Below are 16,080 nucleotides of genomic sequence, written 5' to 3'. Positions count from 1 at the left end.
AGCAGGGCGAGACGTATCAGCAGGTCAACCATGATCACTCAATCCTCAGATCGGGCCGGAAAAGCTCGGCCGGAAGATCGATGCCTGCCGCTTTCGCATGCTCGAGGAACTTGGGCCGGATGCCGGTTGCTTCGAAATCACCGACCACCGTTCCGTCTTCGAGGCGATCCCGAATTTTGAATAGGAAGATGTCCTGCATGGTGACGACATCGCCTTCCATGCCTGTGATTTCCGAAAGACTGAGCACTTTGCGGCGCCCGTCGGACAACCGTCCCACCTGCAATACAACGTTGATTGCAGAAGCGATTTGGGCGCGGCTTGATTTGGACGTAATGTCGATGCCGCTCATCCCGATCATCTGTTCAAGGCGCGAAAGTGAATCGCGGGCGCTATTGGCGTGAATTGTCGTCATGGATCCATCGTGGCCGGTGTTCATGGCCTGCAACATATCGAAGGCTTCACCGGCACGAACCTCGCCGACGATAATCCGATCCGGGCGCATGCGCAGTGCGTTCTTCACGAGGTCCCGCTGGGTTACTTCACCGCGCCCTTCGATATTGGGCGGACGCGTTTCCAGTCGGCCAACGTGTTCCTGTTGAAGCTGCAATTCGGCGCTATCTTCGATCGTGACAATGCGTTCGCGGGTGTCGATGAACGCCGACATCGCGTTCAACATTGTGGTCTTGCCTGAACCTGTACCGCCTGAAATCAGGACATTGCGTTTCGATCGAACGACGGCTGACAGAACTTGCGCCATGGCTTCGGGCATTGATCCGAGTTCAATCAGGCGATCGATGCCGATCCGCTTCTTCGCAAATTTGCGGATCGAAAGAAGCGAACCGTCCACCGCCAGCGGAGCGATGATGGCGTTTACGCGAGAGCCATCGGCAAGGCGGGCATCGACAAATGGCGAACTTTCATCAATTCGCCGCCCAACTGCGCTAACGATCTTCTGGATGATGCGCATCAAATGGCGTTCATCCTTGAATTCCGTGCGCGTACGCTCGAGGATGCCGAACCGCTCTACAAAAACGTCTTTCGGGCCATTCACAAGAATATCCGTGACGTCTTCATCGGCGAGCAGCGGCTCCAGGGGGCCAAGGCCGAACAATTCGTCGAGGATTTCCTCAACGAGAGCATCCCTTTCACCCCGGTTGAGGATTTCGTTTTCTTCAATCAGCAGCTCGGCAACGATATCGCCAATGCCACTTTTCAGCTCGTCCCGGGAAATCTTGTCGAGCGAGCTGAGATTGATCCGGTCGAGCAAGGCCCGGTGGATGGAAACCTTCAGCTCGAGCATTTTGTTTTCGCTGGAGAAAGAACTGGCAGTCGCGCTCGTCTCCTCGGTTTCTCGCGTCACGGCTGGAGCGACCGGGTCTCCGTCCGGGTCATCTTCCTGCTCACGCACAATCGTATCGGACTCCGCCGACGATTTTTTAAGGGACCATTTCATATGTCAGCCCTCCAGATCGAGTCACGGAGAAGATGCGCAAATTCCCTGACGCCTTCGCCGAAGGGATTGCGGTTCGATCCATCATAGACGAGCATCCCCTGGTCCAGGGCCTCGCTCAAGGCGCCTCTGTCTTCGCGTATCGCCGCAGCAACATCCACGCCCAGTGTGTCCGCCACATCCTGGACAGAAATGTTGGCAAAGCGGCTTTTCTTCGCACGATTGACCACCAGGCTGATCCGGCTGGTATCAAGTCCGACTTCCCTGAACAGATCAAGGCACCGCCGTGTCTGTCGCAAATGTGGCAGTGTTTGCTCGATCACCAACACGAGGCTGCTGGCCTCCGTTGCGAGAGACAAAGACCAATTGGTCCACACAGCGGGCAAATCGATCAAGACAAGGTCGAACTGGCTGCGAGCGAGGGAGACAATGCGCAGTATTTGGTCGACGCCCAACTGTTCCATGGGGAAAATTTCGCCAGGCGCCGAGATAATCCGGATATTGTCGCGAAACTGGCTTGAGACGTTGCGGACCATCTCTCCATCCAGCCGTTCCCCTGCTTCGAGCAGATCTGCGACCGAGCGTGTCACTTCTACACCCGTATAGGATGAGAGTTGGCCACTTTGGATATCGAGATCTATCAGGCAGATGCGCGGCGTTTTCTCCATAGACGCAGCCAGAACGTCCGCCAGGTGAATGAGAATGGAAGTGGCGCCACTGCGAGCCAGCGCACCAGTGATTGCCACGGTCGGCGCCAGGGTTTCTTTCTTTGGCTCCGCTCGTCTGGCAGCGATATTACATATTTCTGCGGTCAGCTCCTTCGTGTCGAAAGGCAACGCGACCGCGTCGGACACGTCGTAGCGCAGCAATGCGCGCATCACCTTCAGGTCCGCACTGGCAACCGCAGCAATAATAGAGGCATTGGGATAGCGCCGCTGCATCTCTGCGACGCGATCGATGGTTGCAGGCTCACCCCCGTCAACTTCGAGCACCACGATGTCCGGCTGCCCCAGCCGTGATGCCTCGATTGAGGATCGCGCATCGCAAGGGATGAATTGCAGCGAAGCAATGAGATCGGACTCATCATCCTCGATCTGATCGATCCACTTCTGGTCAGCGATCACGACGGAATTAAGCGCTTTACCGACCATAGCTTCCTTTGAAAGTTCGAGCATATTCTTCATGGTGTCTCAGCCTAAAATCCGCGCTCGCCCCGACCATCTTCCATGGTCAGCGAATGGCTTGTTCCGGGGAGCTGAGTGTCGCGTAAACTGGCAAAAATGAGTGGTCGGAAAGGCATGTTTTCGAGGGACACGGTGACGATAGGATCGACATCCGAGCCGTTGGGATCCCCTGCATATCCAAGGCCGGACCAGGCGTAATCGACGCGCACATTGTCCGGAGAGATTCCCCCATAGACCATGTTCATGCGGGCGACGATGCGATTGAATGCTGTCTGATCGATATTGCTGTTCGGGAAGGGGCAGGCTCCGTCCGGACAGGCACAGGCCACCGCGCCGCCATCCGAAGTGCAGCTGATGCCTGGAAAGCTGGCCAGAGGAACGACCTCTCCCTGCGGGATCCCGCCATCGATCGCATAGCTGTACGAGTACAGATCGCTGGGGATCATGTCGGTGACGACGGCGTAGCGCGCACCCATCATCGTTGCCTTTTCCAGCTGCCCGACATTCCACATGTACCGGCCGACATCGATGGAACCGAGCAAGAGAGCCAGAAAGGCTGGGAGAACGAGGGCGAATTCCGCCGCCGATCCAGCCCGATCATCAAGTAGGAATTTGCGCAGCCTTCTCATATGCCGGCCACCGGAGATTCTGCGACCGCCACAACATCGATATCGCTTACATCGAAGCCGAGCCGGCCCACGATGGGTGTGTAGGAGAAGCGGGTTGAAACCGTGACCACCGGCGCCTTGCTGTCCGTTGTTCCGGCGTAGAGCCCGGTTGCGAAGTCTTCATCGCATTGGACGGAGACGTTGATGTCGGTTGCTTCCCAATCTGCAATTCGGGCCGAACCGCCTGAAACCTGTCCGGTCAGCGTCACATTCTGGATACGGCCCAAAACGGTTGCAGCGTTGTTTGCCGAATTGTTGAACGCTCCCGTGCCGCTGCAGTCGAAAAAAGCGAAATTCTGACGGGCCGCAAAGCGCGAGCCCTCCCGCACATATTTGATCGCCTTGTGCTCGGTCTGGAAGTAATAGCCCGCTTCCATGGTCGTGAAGACCAGGGCAAAGGCCATGGGCAGGATCAGCGCAAACTCCGCAGCCGCCGCGGCCCGCGTGTTCTTCAGGAAAGGCGTGACCGGGAGTCCCATCATTCCACCAGATAAGCCTTATCCCTGCGGAAGGACTGCAGGGTGTTACCCACCCCGGAGCCGCTGCCGAGCGATGCGGGGCCGATGATTTCAACGTAAATGGAATCCCGGAGTGCGCCGTTTCCGCGCCCATCGATCGTGGGCTCTACAAGAAACACTTCGATCCACTCGCCGATGTCGACAGCCGTCGATGCACCCTGCAACTCCGAACAATTATCGACCACGGCGATCTGCAAGACACGGCGGTTCGCGTCCGGCACGCCGCCATATGACGGGGTGCAAATGGGAGCACCGCGCTGGCCGTTCCCTCCGGTGTTGGGCAGGCTGCCTGCAAAGCCGGGATAGGTTTTGAGGCCAAGCTCCCAGAGATAGGTTTCATAGCGGGTTATATTTGTGGCTGGCGGAAGAGTGCCGTGATTGCGCTGGAAATAATCGTAGCGCGCCCAGGTGCCGTTACCGAACCTGTTATTCGGATCGTTTCCGCATTGTAATCCGAAACTCGTGTAGTGACAGAGATCGCGCGGATGCCCCATGGCGGTGATGTCGGAGAGCAGCCCATCATGCGATTGTACAGTCGCAGGATTGGGGATGCTGCCGGAGGCTTTTGGTCTGAAGCGGTTTGCTTCGGGCGGAAGCCTCCAGCCTGACTGCCCAACGCCATTGGCAAACCCGCACGCAGGCCCGGCGCCACCACCCTGACCTTGTCCGGACGGGGCACTATAGGCGAGGTCTTTGACCACATTGGTCGCCGAAGGGCAGTTACCGCTGAAACACGGAGCAAGAGGCGTGCCGGCACCTGCGGAAAAATCGAAGACATCGAAACGCGTGTTTACCGCGTCGTAAAGCGATTGGGGATTTCCGGTTTCGGGCACCGTGCCTCCTGCAGGAGCGCAATCGAGCGGAACCTCATCGAAAGCGAGTGCTCTCAGCAGATCGGAGTTCTGTCCTGCCCCGACCTCTAGGAAACCAAAATCGCCAGGAGCCCAGGTAGATACCGTGGTGCCGCCGGTACCGCCTCCATTCGTGCCCCCGTCGCGCGTATTTCCGTGTCCAGTCGCCTGAATACCCCAGCCGACACGCGTCGAAAGGGTCGTCCCCGGAGAAGGATTACACACCATGAGCGGAGGGACTTCGCAAACAGCGGAGCCGAGGCCTGCCATGGCAGTTCCGCCCGCATCATTGGCGAAAAGCGAACCGATTGAGGTGAAGGCATATCGCGCGGCGCGCTGATCGACGGATACCTGGATGAATTTGGCATCCTCGTCGGTCGTCGCGATACGTGAACGGTCTTCGTCTTCGTAGAACACGATGCCGGTAAAGGATGCGCAGGCATCCTCCGTCACCGTGATGGTATCGCCCGAGTTGACGGTAATCGTATTTCCGTCGCCATCATTGGACATCAGCGAAATGCCGCTGACCAGGGAGACTGCGGCGTTCCCCGCACGGGCGCAGGCGCCATCCGCCTCGTCCAGCTGGGTCACCCCGGCCAAGGCCGCCTGATCTGCAGCGGACTGCAGTTCTGAGTCGAGCGCCATGACCCGATTATAATCGAATGCGGCACCGGCAACGATAATCAGACCGGTGATCGCAATCGCATAGGTCGCAGCGATTGCTCCACTTTCATCCCGAATAAAGGCGGATCGCATCGTCATGATCAGCTATTGTCAGCCACCGCCGCCAGGGGCGCTGGTGGTGTCCTCTGCCCGCGACTCTTCCACTCGGCGTTCCCGCACACGCTCGACTGCGTCCGCAGCAGCTTCCGCGGTCGATTCAAGCGGCTCTGTGTAAACCGGATCGGGATTGACGATCATTGCGGCATAGGTTTGCCGGTTCGCTTCTCCGAAATCGTCCGGATCAATCTCGCCTTCGCTGACACTGTATGTGCTGGCACAGCCAGAGACACAAAGTGCCGCGATTGCCGCCGTGGATGCGATCTTAATATTCATAATCATCTCCTTCGCTATCCGCTTCGCCCGCGTAAGGGACGGCTGGCGGTAGGTCCTGCGGCTGGTAGATATCGCCGTTCAGCAGCGCATCGGGCACCGAAGGCGCCGGTATGCGATCTGTGGGCAGGCGCACCTGATCGGGCCTGATCGGCTGCACCAGCCGAGGCGTGACCACGATCAGCAATTCGGTTTCCCCGCGCTGGTAATCCGTAGAGCGGAAGAGCGAGCCGATGATCGGCAGCGATCCCAGCAGCGGGAGCTGGTTGGTGCTCACCTGCGTTTCGTCGCGCAGCAGGCCGGCAATGGCGAAACTCTCACCATCGCGAACTTCCAGCGTCGTACGAGCACGGCGTGTCTGCAGACCGGGAACGGTCAGACCATTCACCGTCACCGAGGCGCTGGGGTCGATCGAGCTCACTTCGGGCTCCACAACCAGATTGATCACCTGATTGCCGAGCACGGTCGGCGTGAAGGCAAGGCTCACACCGAAAGGCTTGAACAGCACGGTAATGGCATTGCCGCCCTCACCCGTTCCATTGGATTGCGAGACCGGGACGGGGAATTCACCGCCTGCGAGGAAGGACGCGCTTTCACCCGAAAGCGCGACCAGAGTCGGCTCCGCAAGCGTGCGAGACATGCCGTTGCGCTCCAGCGTATCGAGATAGGCTTCGATACTGATGTCACCCAATTCGAAGAGCGCCCCGAACACTCCGAAAGCATCGGTGATCGAGCCTATGACGGGCGTAGAGCCGCCATTAGGATTGGGCAGGATCCCCGCGCCATCGCCGGTGGCACCGAAAAAGTCACCGTCATTGTCGACGCCGAAGCCGCCAACACCCAGCTGTTCGCCAACGGTGCGGTTCACCTCCGCGAAGCGGACTTCCAACATGACCTGCTGGCTCGATCCCATGGTGAGGAGATTGATGACATTGTCACCGGCGTAAGCAGTTGCGAGGCGCGCAGCCTGGTCCGCAGCGCCCGCGTCATTCACAGATCCCGAAAGCACGATCGAGCCATTGGAAAGGCTCACATCGATTTCTTGTCCCGGCATCAGGTTTTCCAGCTGGCGACGCATGCCATCGACATCGGGGCCCACAGACACATCAAGGACTGCGATCACACGGTTGTTGCGATCATAAAGCGTCAGGCTGGTCGTGCCCAGATTCTTGCCGAGCACGTAAATGGACCGGTCCGAAATGGGCAGCACATCGGCAATTTCGGAATTGCCGATCATCGCCCGATCGATGATCTCTGCCGTCGTGACGACCTGGCTTTTGTTGATCGGGACGATCAATTCACCGGCATGCAAGCCGAAATCGCTTTGGAATTGCGCCTGGGCTGGCTGCGCGGCGAATGTCACCGCTGCGCACATGAAGGCGAGCAAAAATCGAAGACGCACCATTGTTACCTCCCCCCCAGTCGGTCAACGGGATAATCAGTGGATTCCGTTCCGCGGATGATGGACATGCTTGGCCCGGTGACAGGCGGCGGTCCCGATTGCGGAGCAGGGCGCGCGGGCTGCGGAGCAAAGGCCGGCGGCGCGTAAATGACGGGTGGCGGGCTTGACGTCGGCGGCGGCGTGCGCTGCCCGGCAAGATAGATACTCGGATCGCCCAGATCGCGCGACGTGACTGTCAGCAACGGTCCCGGCTCCTGGTTTTCGACGTTGCGCAGAGCGAGCGTAAGAAGACCGAGCCGGTTGGCGAGGACCAGTTTCTGCGCGCCATATTGATCGACCTGCACCACCGCGGTGCGGCCGACACGGGGATTTTCAGACCCTTCGACCTGCGTTGCCACCTGATCGATGGCTAGCACCTGCACGCCTTCCATGATGATATCGGTCATCTGGTCAGACGGCGTGGCACCCAGCCCCGGGATCTGGCGGGTCAGCATGATGTCGACGATGTCGCCAGGGCGCACGAAACCGGAAACACCGGTCTCGGCTGTGACGGGTATGGAGACGGCACGCATGCCATCGGGCAGGAGAGCGGACAGAACGGCTCTGCCGCCCGCACCGCTGACCTTGTCTGCAAGAATGGGCTCGCCCGGAACGATCGGGCGAAGGGCAACACGCCCTCCCTGCATCGCTTCTTCAACGGACATAAAAGCACCCGCAGGCACAGATGCCGCGGGGAAATTCTGCATACGCAGGTTTTCGAGCGTGAGAGCGGTTCCGAATTCGAGCGGCTGCGTGGCCACCACGACACGGGTCAATTGCTGTTCTTCGGCGATACGTTCCTGGCGTTCTTCAACACCGGAGAACCAGGCGTTCGCCATGATGACGGCGATAATGCCTAGTACGACTGCAATCGCTAGAATTGCGAGATTGCGCCCCCCCATATGTGCCCCCTGAAATAATTGCGTCCCAAATTACGAGATTCGAAAAGTGATCCCCCAGCGAACCTTCGCTCGCCGGGGGACACACTTCAGCAATTTAGCAGGTGGTTGCGGAGGTATATTCCGTGCCACCAGCATCTTCGCTGTAGGGAGTGCCAGCAGTCGTGCTGTTGCAATCAGCAACATCGTTGGCAGCGTCACCGACAGCCTGCTCGACGTTGTCGCCCAGAACCAGTGCAGCAGCACCAATGCCAACGCCAACAACGGCGATGATCAGAGCGTATTCGGCAGCCGAAGCACCGGATTCGTCAGCAAGGAAAGTTTTCAGAAAGGTTTTCATAGTAGGTCTCACTTCGTCTTTATCAAAACATCGGGTCCGGCCTCTATTTCCGGATCACCACTATGTCTGAGGTCGAAGTCGTCGCTGAGACCCGAGAATGAAATATTCTTTCAATCTCAGCGTCTAATCTCGCCCCCCGAGACGCCTTTAATGGTCTGCTTAGCGTAATCTATCGTCAACAGAACTTTAAGCACTTTTTAAATAAGTCTATTTTCCAACATCTTATGATGCGGAAATGGGGCGCATATGGTTAATGAGTTTTTAACCAAGACTGAAAACCGTGTCGTTCTGAAACGCAATTTTGTGTCGTCAAAACGAATCACTCATGAGATTTGAATAGTGATCAGCTCGATTCGCGAAGCGCGGAAAAGTCGCTGAGAAAAGGCCAAATACTTGTAAGAATGCGACACCTTTGTCGCATTTATACAAATGAAGATGCTTGAGATGAACCCGCTTATGCCTTCACGGGATCCAGCCGCGCTTCCACCTTTTTGATCACGAAGAGGGGAATGATGACAGACGCTGCAATGCCGAGCAGCGAGCTTACGCCCAGCCAGATCGCCATCCACGATCCACCCGCCTGGTACATCGCGTAGAATACGGGAGCAGCTAGGATAATTCCCCTGATTTCATTCAGGGCAAGTAAAAGGGCTGCAGAACGCAAGAACCAGCGGATAATATTGGCACGCTTGTCTGTCATGCCGATGTTATCGCGGTTATTGGTGAATATTCAGTTATCGGTCCAGGATCGGGCCGGGGCATTGCGGTTCAACTCCGTGTTGCCCTCCCTATTGTTCAATGATCCTGCCGCCCGAAGTTTCCAACGCTTCAACGATCTCTTCTTTCGGAATGTCGCAGGCTGAGTGGTCGACCGACACAAAGATGTGGCCTCGCCGCAATTGTTCTTCCAGATGATTGACCGCGACTTCTTCGACATCCTTGTCGGTCAACATGGTCGCGAGGGCTGCCCCGGTTGCACCGATGATTCCGCTGGTCGTCGCCATCGCGGAATAGGTCGACGCCAGCACCGCTCCGGTAACGGTGACGGGGCCCACACCGGGAAGCAAGAGGATCGCGGTGCCCACTGCGGCAGCTGCCAGACCTCCGCCCGATACGCCTGCAAGCACTTTGCGGCGGCGATGTCCCACGGGCGCTTCAAACTCGCTGTCCATGAAGCGGTTTGCATGCCACATCATCGCCACGCGTTCTTCCGCCACGCCAGCTTCTGCCAGATGCCGGGTCGCTTTCTCCGCTTCGCCAATGGAAGCGAATATGCCCGTCAGGTAGCGGTCCTGGTCGGCTTTCGCGCGTTCCTTGGCCGCAAGCAGCAAACTGGCGAAGCTGAAGCGATCGTGTTCGGAATGGAAAGTCACGCGAATACCCGCAGCTTCCCTGAGCTTCATAATACCCGGTGATGGGCTGGGCCGATGATACGTCCTTATAAGCTCGCCACGCCGCGTGGGCGACAGATTACGGTTGGTGCCGCGATCGATCCACTCGATGGAAACCGGAGACGGGCAATTTCGGGGGAGATAGTTCAGTGCGACGAGTTCTTCCGACTTGATAACGTAGACGGACGACTGATCCTGCGTACTACTCATCTTCGGCACACTATTAAGCCACGCGCTGTAATACCGGGCGAATTCATGATGGTCTCAACGGACAGGATTGACCGCTCGGCCGTCTATACGAACTTCATAATGCAGATGGGGGCCGGTCGAACGGCCCGTCGAGCCCGATCTGCCGAGCATTTGTCCGCCACTCACCTCGTCGCCTCTCTGGACCGATATGGCGGACAGGTGCGCGTATCGCGTCTGCATTCCGCCGTCATGCGCCACAGTGACCAGCAGGCCGTAATTTCCCGCCCAGCCGGAGAAGACCACCGTTCCATCGGCCGTCGAATGCACAGGCGTGCCGGTGGCCGCTGCCAGATCGACACCGCTGTGCCGCGCCATCTGTCCCGATACCGGATTTCGCCTGAGGCCATATGGGCTAGTGATGCGCGATGAGGCGAGAGGCAGCCTATCCGGCAATTCGGCAGCGAAAGACCCGCTGCGCGGACGGGTCGCGGAGAACCGGACAATCGCAGCCCCGCCCTCCGAGTCCGACCGGCTGGCATATCGCGGCTCACCCGCGATCGTTTCAAAACCGATCTGAATGCCCCGGTTCGGTTCGGCGATGGTCTCACCTGCGGTATTCGGGGCTTCCGCAGCCGCCGCAACCTCCTCGAATGGGATGAATTCCGCAGTAGTGTGGAGTGCTTGGGCCGCAAGCTGGGCAGGCAGCAATGCGGACGCCAAAACCCCCACGCAAACCAAATGCTTCGCCGATGCCATTGTTGCCCCCCAACAATTTGCCCTTGATGGTTAAGATTTCACTTCTTTCCCACCAAAGTCAAGCAGATGACAAGACTGGCTTCAGCCTCGGAGATTTAATAGAGTTCCAGAGAACAACTATGTTTCGCGGTTTTGTCGCAAAATGTCGGCTCGGCATTTCTTTATAAGAATTTTTCGGAACATCGCCGCGATGCCAGGCCGACCGATAGGTCACATGAGCGTGCTAATACGGCGGATGGTAATCGTCCGATTGCAGCGTGAGCATGTAGTCGACGAGCTGCTCGACTTCGTCATCTTCCAGATAGAAGTCCATCTGCTCGGGGTAATTATGCGCCTCGACGAGCCAATTGGTGAGCGTCTCGCGCGTTAGCCCGCGCGTATTGGCGATCACCGGCCATTCGGGCGCTTGCGGATTGGGAGACAGGCCCACCGGCTCGATCGAATGGCATCCGGCACAGGCTGCCTGCGCCAGCGCGTGCCCCTCCGAATGCATCGGCTGCGCGCTGACGGCGGCAGTTTCCTGCCCGCTCGATGGCTGGCACGCCGCCAGCGCTACCCCCGCCGAAGCCACAAGGAAATGCGAAACTTTCATAATCCGACCCTCCCAATTGCCAGCACAATGGAGGGTAACGGCCCTGCCGTCTTTGCGCCAGATCAATAAGGGGGCTTGTGCAGGCCCTTCGGCGAAGTGGTGAAGATTTCTGCCCCGTCCTCGGTGATGCCGATGGAATGCTCAAACTGGGCGGAGAGCGATTTGTCGCGAGTCACCGCAGTCCACCCGTCATTGAGCAGTTTCACATGCGGGCGGCCGAGATTGATCATCGGTTCGATCGTCATGAACATGCCCGCTTTCAGTTCCGGCCCTGTGCCAGCGCGTGCGGCATGGACCACTTCGGGCGCATCGTGAAACAGGCGGCCAAGGCCATGGCCGCAGAAATCGCGCACCACGCCGTAGCGATGGCGCTCTGCCATTTTCTGGATCGCAGCACCGATATCGCCCAGCCGCGCGCCGGGCCGCACCTGCGCGATGCCTTCCATCAGGCACTCATAGGTCACATCGACCAGCTTTTTCGCTTTCAGCGCCGGCTCTCCGACGAAGAACATGCGGCTGGTATCGCCGTGCCAGCCATCGAGCAGCGGGGTGACATCGATATTGACGATATCGCCATCCTTCAGGCGCTTGTCCGACGGGATGCCGTGGCAGACCACATGGTTGATCGAGATGCAGCAGCTGTGCGTATAGCCGCGATAGCCGAGCGTTGCCGGAACCGCGCCGCCGTCCAGCGTCATTTCGCGAACCACGCGGTCCAGCTCGTCTGTGGTAACGCCCGGCTCGACCCGGTTGGTCAGTTCATCGAGGATTTCGGCGGCCAAACGGCCTGCCTTGCGCATGCCCTCAAAACCTTCCGGTCCGTGCAGCTTGATTGTGCCGTCACGGTAGACGGACATGTCTTCGGTTACGTGCTGATATTGCGTCATGCGCGGCTATGTAGGCGATCTACGCCGAGATTGCGAGCCAGACCTATTCCTGTGCTCCGAAAGCGCCTGCATAGTTCGGCCGCACGATGGCACGGATCTGGTCATCCACTTCGAAAGTGAACTCGTATGAGCCTTCGGCATAAGGTCCGGCAAGATAAGGCGCGATCTGGATACCGATGCGGTTGAAATACGCGCCATTGGTGGAGCCGAGCAGCAGATTGGTTTCATCTGGCATCACGCAAGTGTCGAAACTGTCACCCGATTGCGGATCGACCGGGATACCGCGCCGCCGCTCACGCTCGGCATTCAGAGCTTCGCAAAGCCGGTCTCCAAGCGCCTCATCCAGCGCCTCTGCAGAAGTGAAGAAAGCGATCGGTTCCACCGCCTCGTCGCTTTGCTTGTCCCAAACGATCGTATCGAAGCCATAGTTGGGATGCGCGCCGCCTTCATAAGTGCTGAGATTGGCCGACATGCTCAGCCAATTGGGAAGGTCAGCAACCACTTCCCAGGCGGTTTCGCTGGAATAGGAATTGAAAGGAAAGCCATTGCTGCGCGCATCCGCGCTGCCTCTAGCCGCTTCCCTCGCAAGCCGCTGGCGCTTGTCATCGAGCCGCGCATCGAGCCAGCGTGAAAGCGCGGGTATCTCGCCTGCTTCCTGGGGGTAGGAATAATCGAACAGGAAGGTATCGGTCTGTTCGGACACCTGCCGCGCTCCGCCGACAGGCACGGGCAGGGACGGATCGGGCGTATCGTTTTCACCCGTTGGCGCATCCGTTTCGGGGGGCGTAGCTCCGCCTCTGCCCGATAAGACATCGCACCCCGCCAGCAGCAGGGCCGGAACAACCAACCATGTGATTCTTTGTGTGACCACACACGCCTCTTTCCAAACCATCACGAAAACGGCAAGCGATATTGCATGACTATAGCGACAGACCTGATCCAGCCGGATCGCGGGCAGGAAGCCATCGCGATCCATCTCGTCAACACAGACAGCTTTGACGAATTCGCCAAAGGCCTATCCGGCCCGCAACGCACTGCACTTACGGCGCAAAAGTTCAAAGGCGGCGGATATGAAGTGGGTATCGTGCCAGACGGAGAGAGCTGGTTTGCAGTGGGCGGCGTGGCCGATCCGGCGGAGCTTTCCAGCTGGTGCCTCGCCAAACTTGCCGAAGTCCTGCCCGAAGGGACTTACCGCGTCGCAGGCCGTCAGCCCGGCCCTGCCATGTTCGGATGGCAGACCGCGCAATATGAATTCACTCGCTATCACAAGAATGACGATGCGGAAGGCCCGCGGGTCCTGCTGACAGAGGATGTCGCCAAGATCGACCTGTGCGTTGCCGAAGCGCAGGCGAGCGCGCTGGTGGCCGATCTGGTCAATACGCCAGCAGAGGACATGGGCCCTGCCGCACTGGAAGCCGAAGCCGAACGCATTGCAAAGGATCACAAGGCTGATCTGGAAGTGATCCGGGGCGATGCCCTGGAAACGGGCTATCCGATGGTTCACGCGGTGGGCCGGGCGGCGGCGCGCAACCATGCGCCGCGCCTCATCCATTTCACCTGGGGCGATAAAGGTGATCCGGAAATCGCGATCGTCGGCAAAGGCGTGTGCTTCGATTCGGGCGGTCTCTCGATGAAAACGGGCCGCGGCATGCTGCTCATGAAAAAGGATATGGGCGGCGGCGCGCATGCACTCGCCCTCTCGGAACTGATCATGAAGGCAGGCCTCAAGGTCCGACTGCACTGCATCGTGCCTGCAGTCGAGAACGCCGTGGCCGGAAATGCTTTCCGACCCGGAGACGTCCTCAATAGCCGCAAGGGCCTGACGGTAGAAATCAGCAACACCGATGCCGAAGGACGCCTAATCCTTGGCGATGCCCTGGCGCTGGCCAGCGAGCAGGAACCGGAACTGATCATCGATTTCGCCACGCTGACAGGCGCAGCACGGGTGGCCGTGGGGCCTGACCTGCCCGCCCTCTTTACCCGGCGCGACCAGACAGCTGAGCAGTTGATTGCCGCAGGCCGCGATCATGATGACGAGCCTTGGCGCCTGCCCCTTTGGGACCCCTATGCCGACTATCTGAAGTCACAGATCGCCGACACGGACAATTCGCACAGCAACGGCTTTGCCGGTGCGAGCGTTGCGGCGAGCTTCCTCAACAAATTTGTCGATGACGGACTGGACTGGGCGCATTTCGATACTTTCGCATGGCGGCCCACGGCAAAACCCGGCCGCGCCAAGGGCGGTGCGGCGCTGGGGCTGCGCGCAGCCTTCCACATGCTGCGCGGGCGCTACGGTTAAGCCCGTCTCTTGTGCCAAAGGGCGTGCGCGTCTAAGCGCGCTCTTTCCAGTTGCAACGCGAAGCAGGAACGGCATTGAGCCAGAACGAAGCATCCACCGGCGCCAGCACCGAAGCGAGTCACGCACAGGGACCCTTCACGCTTTCAGGAGCAGTTGCGCGTCCTGATCCGCGCAGTGTTCCGCTGCGCGGAGACCTCGCGCATATCGCGCTCGCCGGAAAACATTTCGTGCCACATTATGCCGTGCCCCAGCCGCGTGCTGTCATGCCCGGCGGCGCTTCGTTGCGCGCGGCTGCCGATGATGATGCCGAAGAGATTTGCGTGCTGATGGAAGGCGACAGTTTTGAAGTGCTCGATGTGGCTGGCCAATGGGCCTGGGGTTGCCTCTCGGTAGAAGGTCCGGTGGGCTACATCCGCTCAGACCTGCTGGAAACGGTGGAATAATGGCGCAGACGGTCTTCATCGATGGCGCGGCTGGCACCACCGGTCTCGAAATCGCGGACCGGCTGGAAGACCGCGAGGAATTCGATCTGGTCCGGCTGAGCGAAGCCGAGCGCAAAGATTCGGCCTGCCGCCGCACGGCGCTGAACTATGCCGATTTCGCCATTCTCTGCCTGCCGGACGAAGCTTCGGTCGAAGCTGTCGCCATGCTCGATGAGGATAGCGGCACGCGGGTAATCGACGCCTCTTCAGCGCATCGCGGCGCGCCGGGCTGGATTTACGGTTTTCCTGAGCTCGTTGGCAAAAATGCCGTCGTAAATGCCAAGCGGGTGGCCAACCCCGGTTGCTATCCCACGGGCTTCCTCGCGCTGATCGCGCCGCTGATCCGTTCCAAGCTGCTGCCGCGCGATTGGCCCTATACGGTCAATGGCATTTCCGGCTTTTCGGGCGGAGGCAAAAGCCTGATCGCCCGTTTCGAGGAAGAGGGCGACATTGCCTACCGCGCATATGGCCTCGCGCTCGGTCACAAACATCTGGCTGAAATGAAGAGCAAGGCCGGGCTGGAGCACGAGCCGGTGTTCTCACCCGCCGTGATCCCCGCTTTCCGCGGAATGCTGGTGGAAGTACCCGTGCATGTCGCCGCCATGCGCTCTGCTGCCACGCCGCAGAAACTGCGCGATGAATTGACGCGCTATTATGCCGATGCGCCGTTGATCAAAGTGCATGAGGACAATCCCGATGAGCTGATCCTGCGCCGTGAGCAGGAACCGTCTGACCGCGTCGATCTGTGGGTCTTTTCCGACAAGGAAGGCGAAGCCGTTCGGCTGATTGCGCGGCTCGATAATCTGGGCAAAGGCGCGGCGGGTGCTGCAGTGCAATCGCTCAATCTGATGTCGGGCTGTGACGAGCTCGCCGGACTGCGTATCTAAGCCGCTCAACTCTTGCGCAAACACTGCCCAGCATTTGGGCAGTCATGCCTCAAAATTCACCAGTTACGCGTTCCCCCGAAGGCGACACGAGACTTAAGCACCCTTTCGCCCGGGGAGGCGATTGGTTACGCTCGCGCGCGACGAGTCTGGCACGATTCTTGAACTCTTTCGAGCGGGTAATGCCAGGCGGGAA

18 protein-coding genes are annotated in these 16,080 nt (G+C 59.0%); 3 read left to right on the top strand and 15 right to left on the bottom strand.

What is annotated here, in order from left to right; translation table 11 throughout:
• Positions 1 to 34 precede the first annotated feature (34 nt).
• The 15 genes from O2N64_RS08165 to O2N64_RS08095 all read right to left on the bottom strand — a co-directional run bounded on the left by O2N64_RS08165 (position 35) and on the right by O2N64_RS08095 (position 13,090).
• Entirely contained in the window at positions 35 to 1,300 is a 1,266-nt protein-coding gene (locus tag O2N64_RS08165; RefSeq protein WP_442866751.1) for a CpaF family protein, read from the bottom strand.
• Between the two features lie 149 nt (positions 1,301 to 1,449).
• On the bottom strand, positions 1,450 to 2,634 hold the full coding sequence (locus O2N64_RS08160) for an AAA family ATPase (RefSeq protein WP_271077121.1): 1,185 nt from the start codon (positions 2,632 to 2,634) through the stop codon (positions 1,450 to 1,452).
• A gap of 11 nt (positions 2,635 to 2,645) precedes the next feature.
• Positions 2,646 to 3,263 (bottom strand): TadE/TadG family type IV pilus assembly protein, encoded by a 618-nt coding sequence (locus O2N64_RS08155; protein ID WP_271077120.1) that lies wholly within the window; start codon positions 3,261 to 3,263, stop codon positions 2,646 to 2,648.
• Complete coding sequence (locus O2N64_RS08150; protein ID WP_271077119.1) at positions 3,260 to 3,784, bottom strand: TadE family protein; 525 nt, start codon at positions 3,782 to 3,784, stop codon at positions 3,260 to 3,262. The genes O2N64_RS08155 and O2N64_RS08150 overlap by 4 nt, the downstream gene beginning before the upstream one ends.
• Complete coding sequence (locus O2N64_RS08145; protein WP_271077118.1) at positions 3,781 to 5,427, bottom strand: TadE/TadG family type IV pilus assembly protein; 1,647 nt, start codon at positions 5,425 to 5,427, stop codon at positions 3,781 to 3,783. Before O2N64_RS08145 ends, O2N64_RS08150 begins: the two co-directional genes overlap by 4 nt.
• 18 nt (positions 5,428 to 5,445) lie before the next feature.
• Positions 5,446 to 5,727: a hypothetical protein gene (locus O2N64_RS08140; protein ID WP_271077117.1), complete on the bottom strand. Its 282-nt coding sequence runs from the start codon at positions 5,725 to 5,727 to the stop codon at positions 5,446 to 5,448.
• Positions 5,717 to 7,129, bottom strand: coding sequence for a type II and III secretion system protein family protein (locus O2N64_RS08135; protein ID WP_271077116.1), 1,413 nt, complete (start codon positions 7,127 to 7,129; stop codon positions 5,717 to 5,719). Before O2N64_RS08135 ends, O2N64_RS08140 begins: the two co-directional genes overlap by 11 nt.
• Before the next feature lie 2 nt (positions 7,130 to 7,131).
• Positions 7,132 to 8,067: a Flp pilus assembly protein CpaB gene (gene cpaB, locus O2N64_RS08130; protein WP_271077115.1), complete on the bottom strand. Its 936-nt coding sequence runs from the start codon at positions 8,065 to 8,067 to the stop codon at positions 7,132 to 7,134.
• 94 nt (positions 8,068 to 8,161) lie between these two features.
• Positions 8,162 to 8,404, bottom strand: a complete 243-nt coding sequence (locus tag O2N64_RS08125; RefSeq protein ID WP_271077114.1) for a Flp family type IVb pilin — start codon at positions 8,402 to 8,404, stop codon at positions 8,162 to 8,164.
• A gap of 454 nt (positions 8,405 to 8,858) precedes the next feature.
• Positions 8,859 to 9,104, bottom strand: a complete 246-nt coding sequence (locus tag O2N64_RS08120; protein ID WP_271077113.1) for a hypothetical protein — start codon at positions 9,102 to 9,104, stop codon at positions 8,859 to 8,861.
• An 88-nt stretch (positions 9,105 to 9,192) separates the two neighbouring features.
• Positions 9,193 to 10,005, bottom strand: a complete 813-nt coding sequence (locus tag O2N64_RS08115) for a hypothetical protein (protein WP_271077112.1) — start codon at positions 10,003 to 10,005, stop codon at positions 9,193 to 9,195.
• Between the two features lie 54 nt (positions 10,006 to 10,059).
• The gene (locus tag O2N64_RS08110; protein WP_271077111.1) at positions 10,060 to 10,704 is read right to left on the bottom strand and encodes a M23 family metallopeptidase; all 645 of its coding nucleotides are present in this window, start codon (positions 10,702 to 10,704) and stop codon (positions 10,060 to 10,062) included.
• A gap of 259 nt (positions 10,705 to 10,963) precedes the next feature.
• Entirely contained in the window at positions 10,964 to 11,332 is a 369-nt protein-coding gene (locus tag O2N64_RS08105) for a c-type cytochrome (RefSeq protein WP_271077110.1), read from the bottom strand.
• Positions 11,333 to 11,394: 62 nt separating this feature from the next.
• Positions 11,395 to 12,219: a type I methionyl aminopeptidase gene (gene map, locus O2N64_RS08100; protein ID WP_271077109.1), complete on the bottom strand. Its 825-nt coding sequence runs from the start codon at positions 12,217 to 12,219 to the stop codon at positions 11,395 to 11,397.
• Positions 12,220 to 12,262: 43 nt separating this feature from the next.
• A complete protein-coding gene (locus O2N64_RS08095) occupies positions 12,263 to 13,090 on the bottom strand; it encodes a DUF4163 domain-containing protein (protein ID WP_271077108.1) in 828 nt (275 codons plus the stop codon).
• A 45-nt stretch (positions 13,091 to 13,135) separates the two neighbouring features.
• Here O2N64_RS08095 and O2N64_RS08090 point away from each other — a divergent pair, with 45 nt between their 5' ends.
• The 3 genes from O2N64_RS08090 to argC all read left to right on the top strand — a co-directional run bounded on the left by O2N64_RS08090 (position 13,136) and on the right by argC (position 15,887).
• Positions 13,136 to 14,518 carry a leucyl aminopeptidase family protein gene (locus tag O2N64_RS08090; RefSeq protein ID WP_271077107.1) on the top strand — a complete coding sequence of 461 codons (1,383 nt, stop codon included), beginning with the start codon at positions 13,136 to 13,138 and terminating at the stop codon, positions 14,516 to 14,518.
• A gap of 74 nt (positions 14,519 to 14,592) precedes the next feature.
• Entirely contained in the window at positions 14,593 to 14,961 is a 369-nt protein-coding gene (locus O2N64_RS08085) for an SH3 domain-containing protein (RefSeq protein WP_271077106.1), read from the top strand.
• Positions 14,961 to 15,887, top strand: coding sequence for an N-acetyl-gamma-glutamyl-phosphate reductase (argC, locus tag O2N64_RS08080; RefSeq protein ID WP_271077105.1), 927 nt, complete (start codon positions 14,961 to 14,963; stop codon positions 15,885 to 15,887). Before O2N64_RS08085 ends, argC begins: the two co-directional genes overlap by 1 nt.
• The last annotated feature ends 193 nt before the right edge of the window (positions 15,888 to 16,080 follow it).

Source organism: Aurantiacibacter sp. MUD61 (genome assembly GCF_027912455.1).
In the GTDB taxonomy this organism is placed as follows: domain Bacteria; phylum Pseudomonadota; class Alphaproteobacteria; order Sphingomonadales; family Sphingomonadaceae; genus Alteraurantiacibacter.
The sequence above is the reverse complement of the archived record's forward strand: the minus strand, read 5'-3'. Positions and strand labels throughout refer to the sequence as shown.

Bases quoted from the DNA above. Each gene is read 5' to 3' on its own strand.
- O2N64_RS08165 (WP_442866751.1), bottom strand. From the start codon at position 1,300: ATGCTCGAGCTGAAGGTTTCCATCCACCGGGCCTTGCTCGACCGGATC.
- O2N64_RS08160 (WP_271077121.1), bottom strand. From the start codon at position 2,634: ATGAAGAATATGCTCGAACTTTCAAAGGAAGCTATGGTCGGTAAAGCG.
- O2N64_RS08155 (WP_271077120.1), bottom strand. From the start codon at position 3,263: ATGAGAAGGCTGCGCAAATTCCTACTTGATGATCGGGCTGGATCGGCG.
- O2N64_RS08150 (WP_271077119.1), bottom strand. From the start codon at position 3,784: ATGATGGGACTCCCGGTCACGCCTTTCCTGAAGAACACGCGGGCCGCG.
- O2N64_RS08145 (WP_271077118.1), bottom strand. From the start codon at position 5,427: ATGCGATCCGCCTTTATTCGGGATGAAAGTGGAGCAATCGCTGCGACC.
- O2N64_RS08140 (WP_271077117.1), bottom strand. From the start codon at position 5,727: ATGAATATTAAGATCGCATCCACGGCGGCAATCGCGGCACTTTGTGTC.
- O2N64_RS08135 (WP_271077116.1), bottom strand. From the start codon at position 7,129: ATGGTGCGTCTTCGATTTTTGCTCGCCTTCATGTGCGCAGCGGTGACA.
- cpaB (WP_271077115.1), bottom strand. From the start codon at position 8,067: ATGGGGGGGCGCAATCTCGCAATTCTAGCGATTGCAGTCGTACTAGGC.
- O2N64_RS08125 (WP_271077114.1), bottom strand. From the start codon at position 8,404: ATGAAAACCTTTCTGAAAACTTTCCTTGCTGACGAATCCGGTGCTTCG.
- O2N64_RS08120 (WP_271077113.1), bottom strand. From the start codon at position 9,104: ATGACAGACAAGCGTGCCAATATTATCCGCTGGTTCTTGCGTTCTGCA.
- O2N64_RS08115 (WP_271077112.1), bottom strand. From the start codon at position 10,005: ATGAGTAGTACGCAGGATCAGTCGTCCGTCTACGTTATCAAGTCGGAA.
- O2N64_RS08105 (WP_271077110.1), bottom strand. From the start codon at position 11,332: ATGAAAGTTTCGCATTTCCTTGTGGCTTCGGCGGGGGTAGCGCTGGCG.
- map (WP_271077109.1), bottom strand. From the start codon at position 12,219: ATGACGCAATATCAGCACGTAACCGAAGACATGTCCGTCTACCGTGAC.
- O2N64_RS08090 (WP_271077107.1), top strand. From the start codon at position 13,136: ATGACTATAGCGACAGACCTGATCCAGCCGGATCGCGGGCAGGAAGCC.
- argC (WP_271077105.1), top strand. From the start codon at position 14,961: ATGGCGCAGACGGTCTTCATCGATGGCGCGGCTGGCACCACCGGTCTC.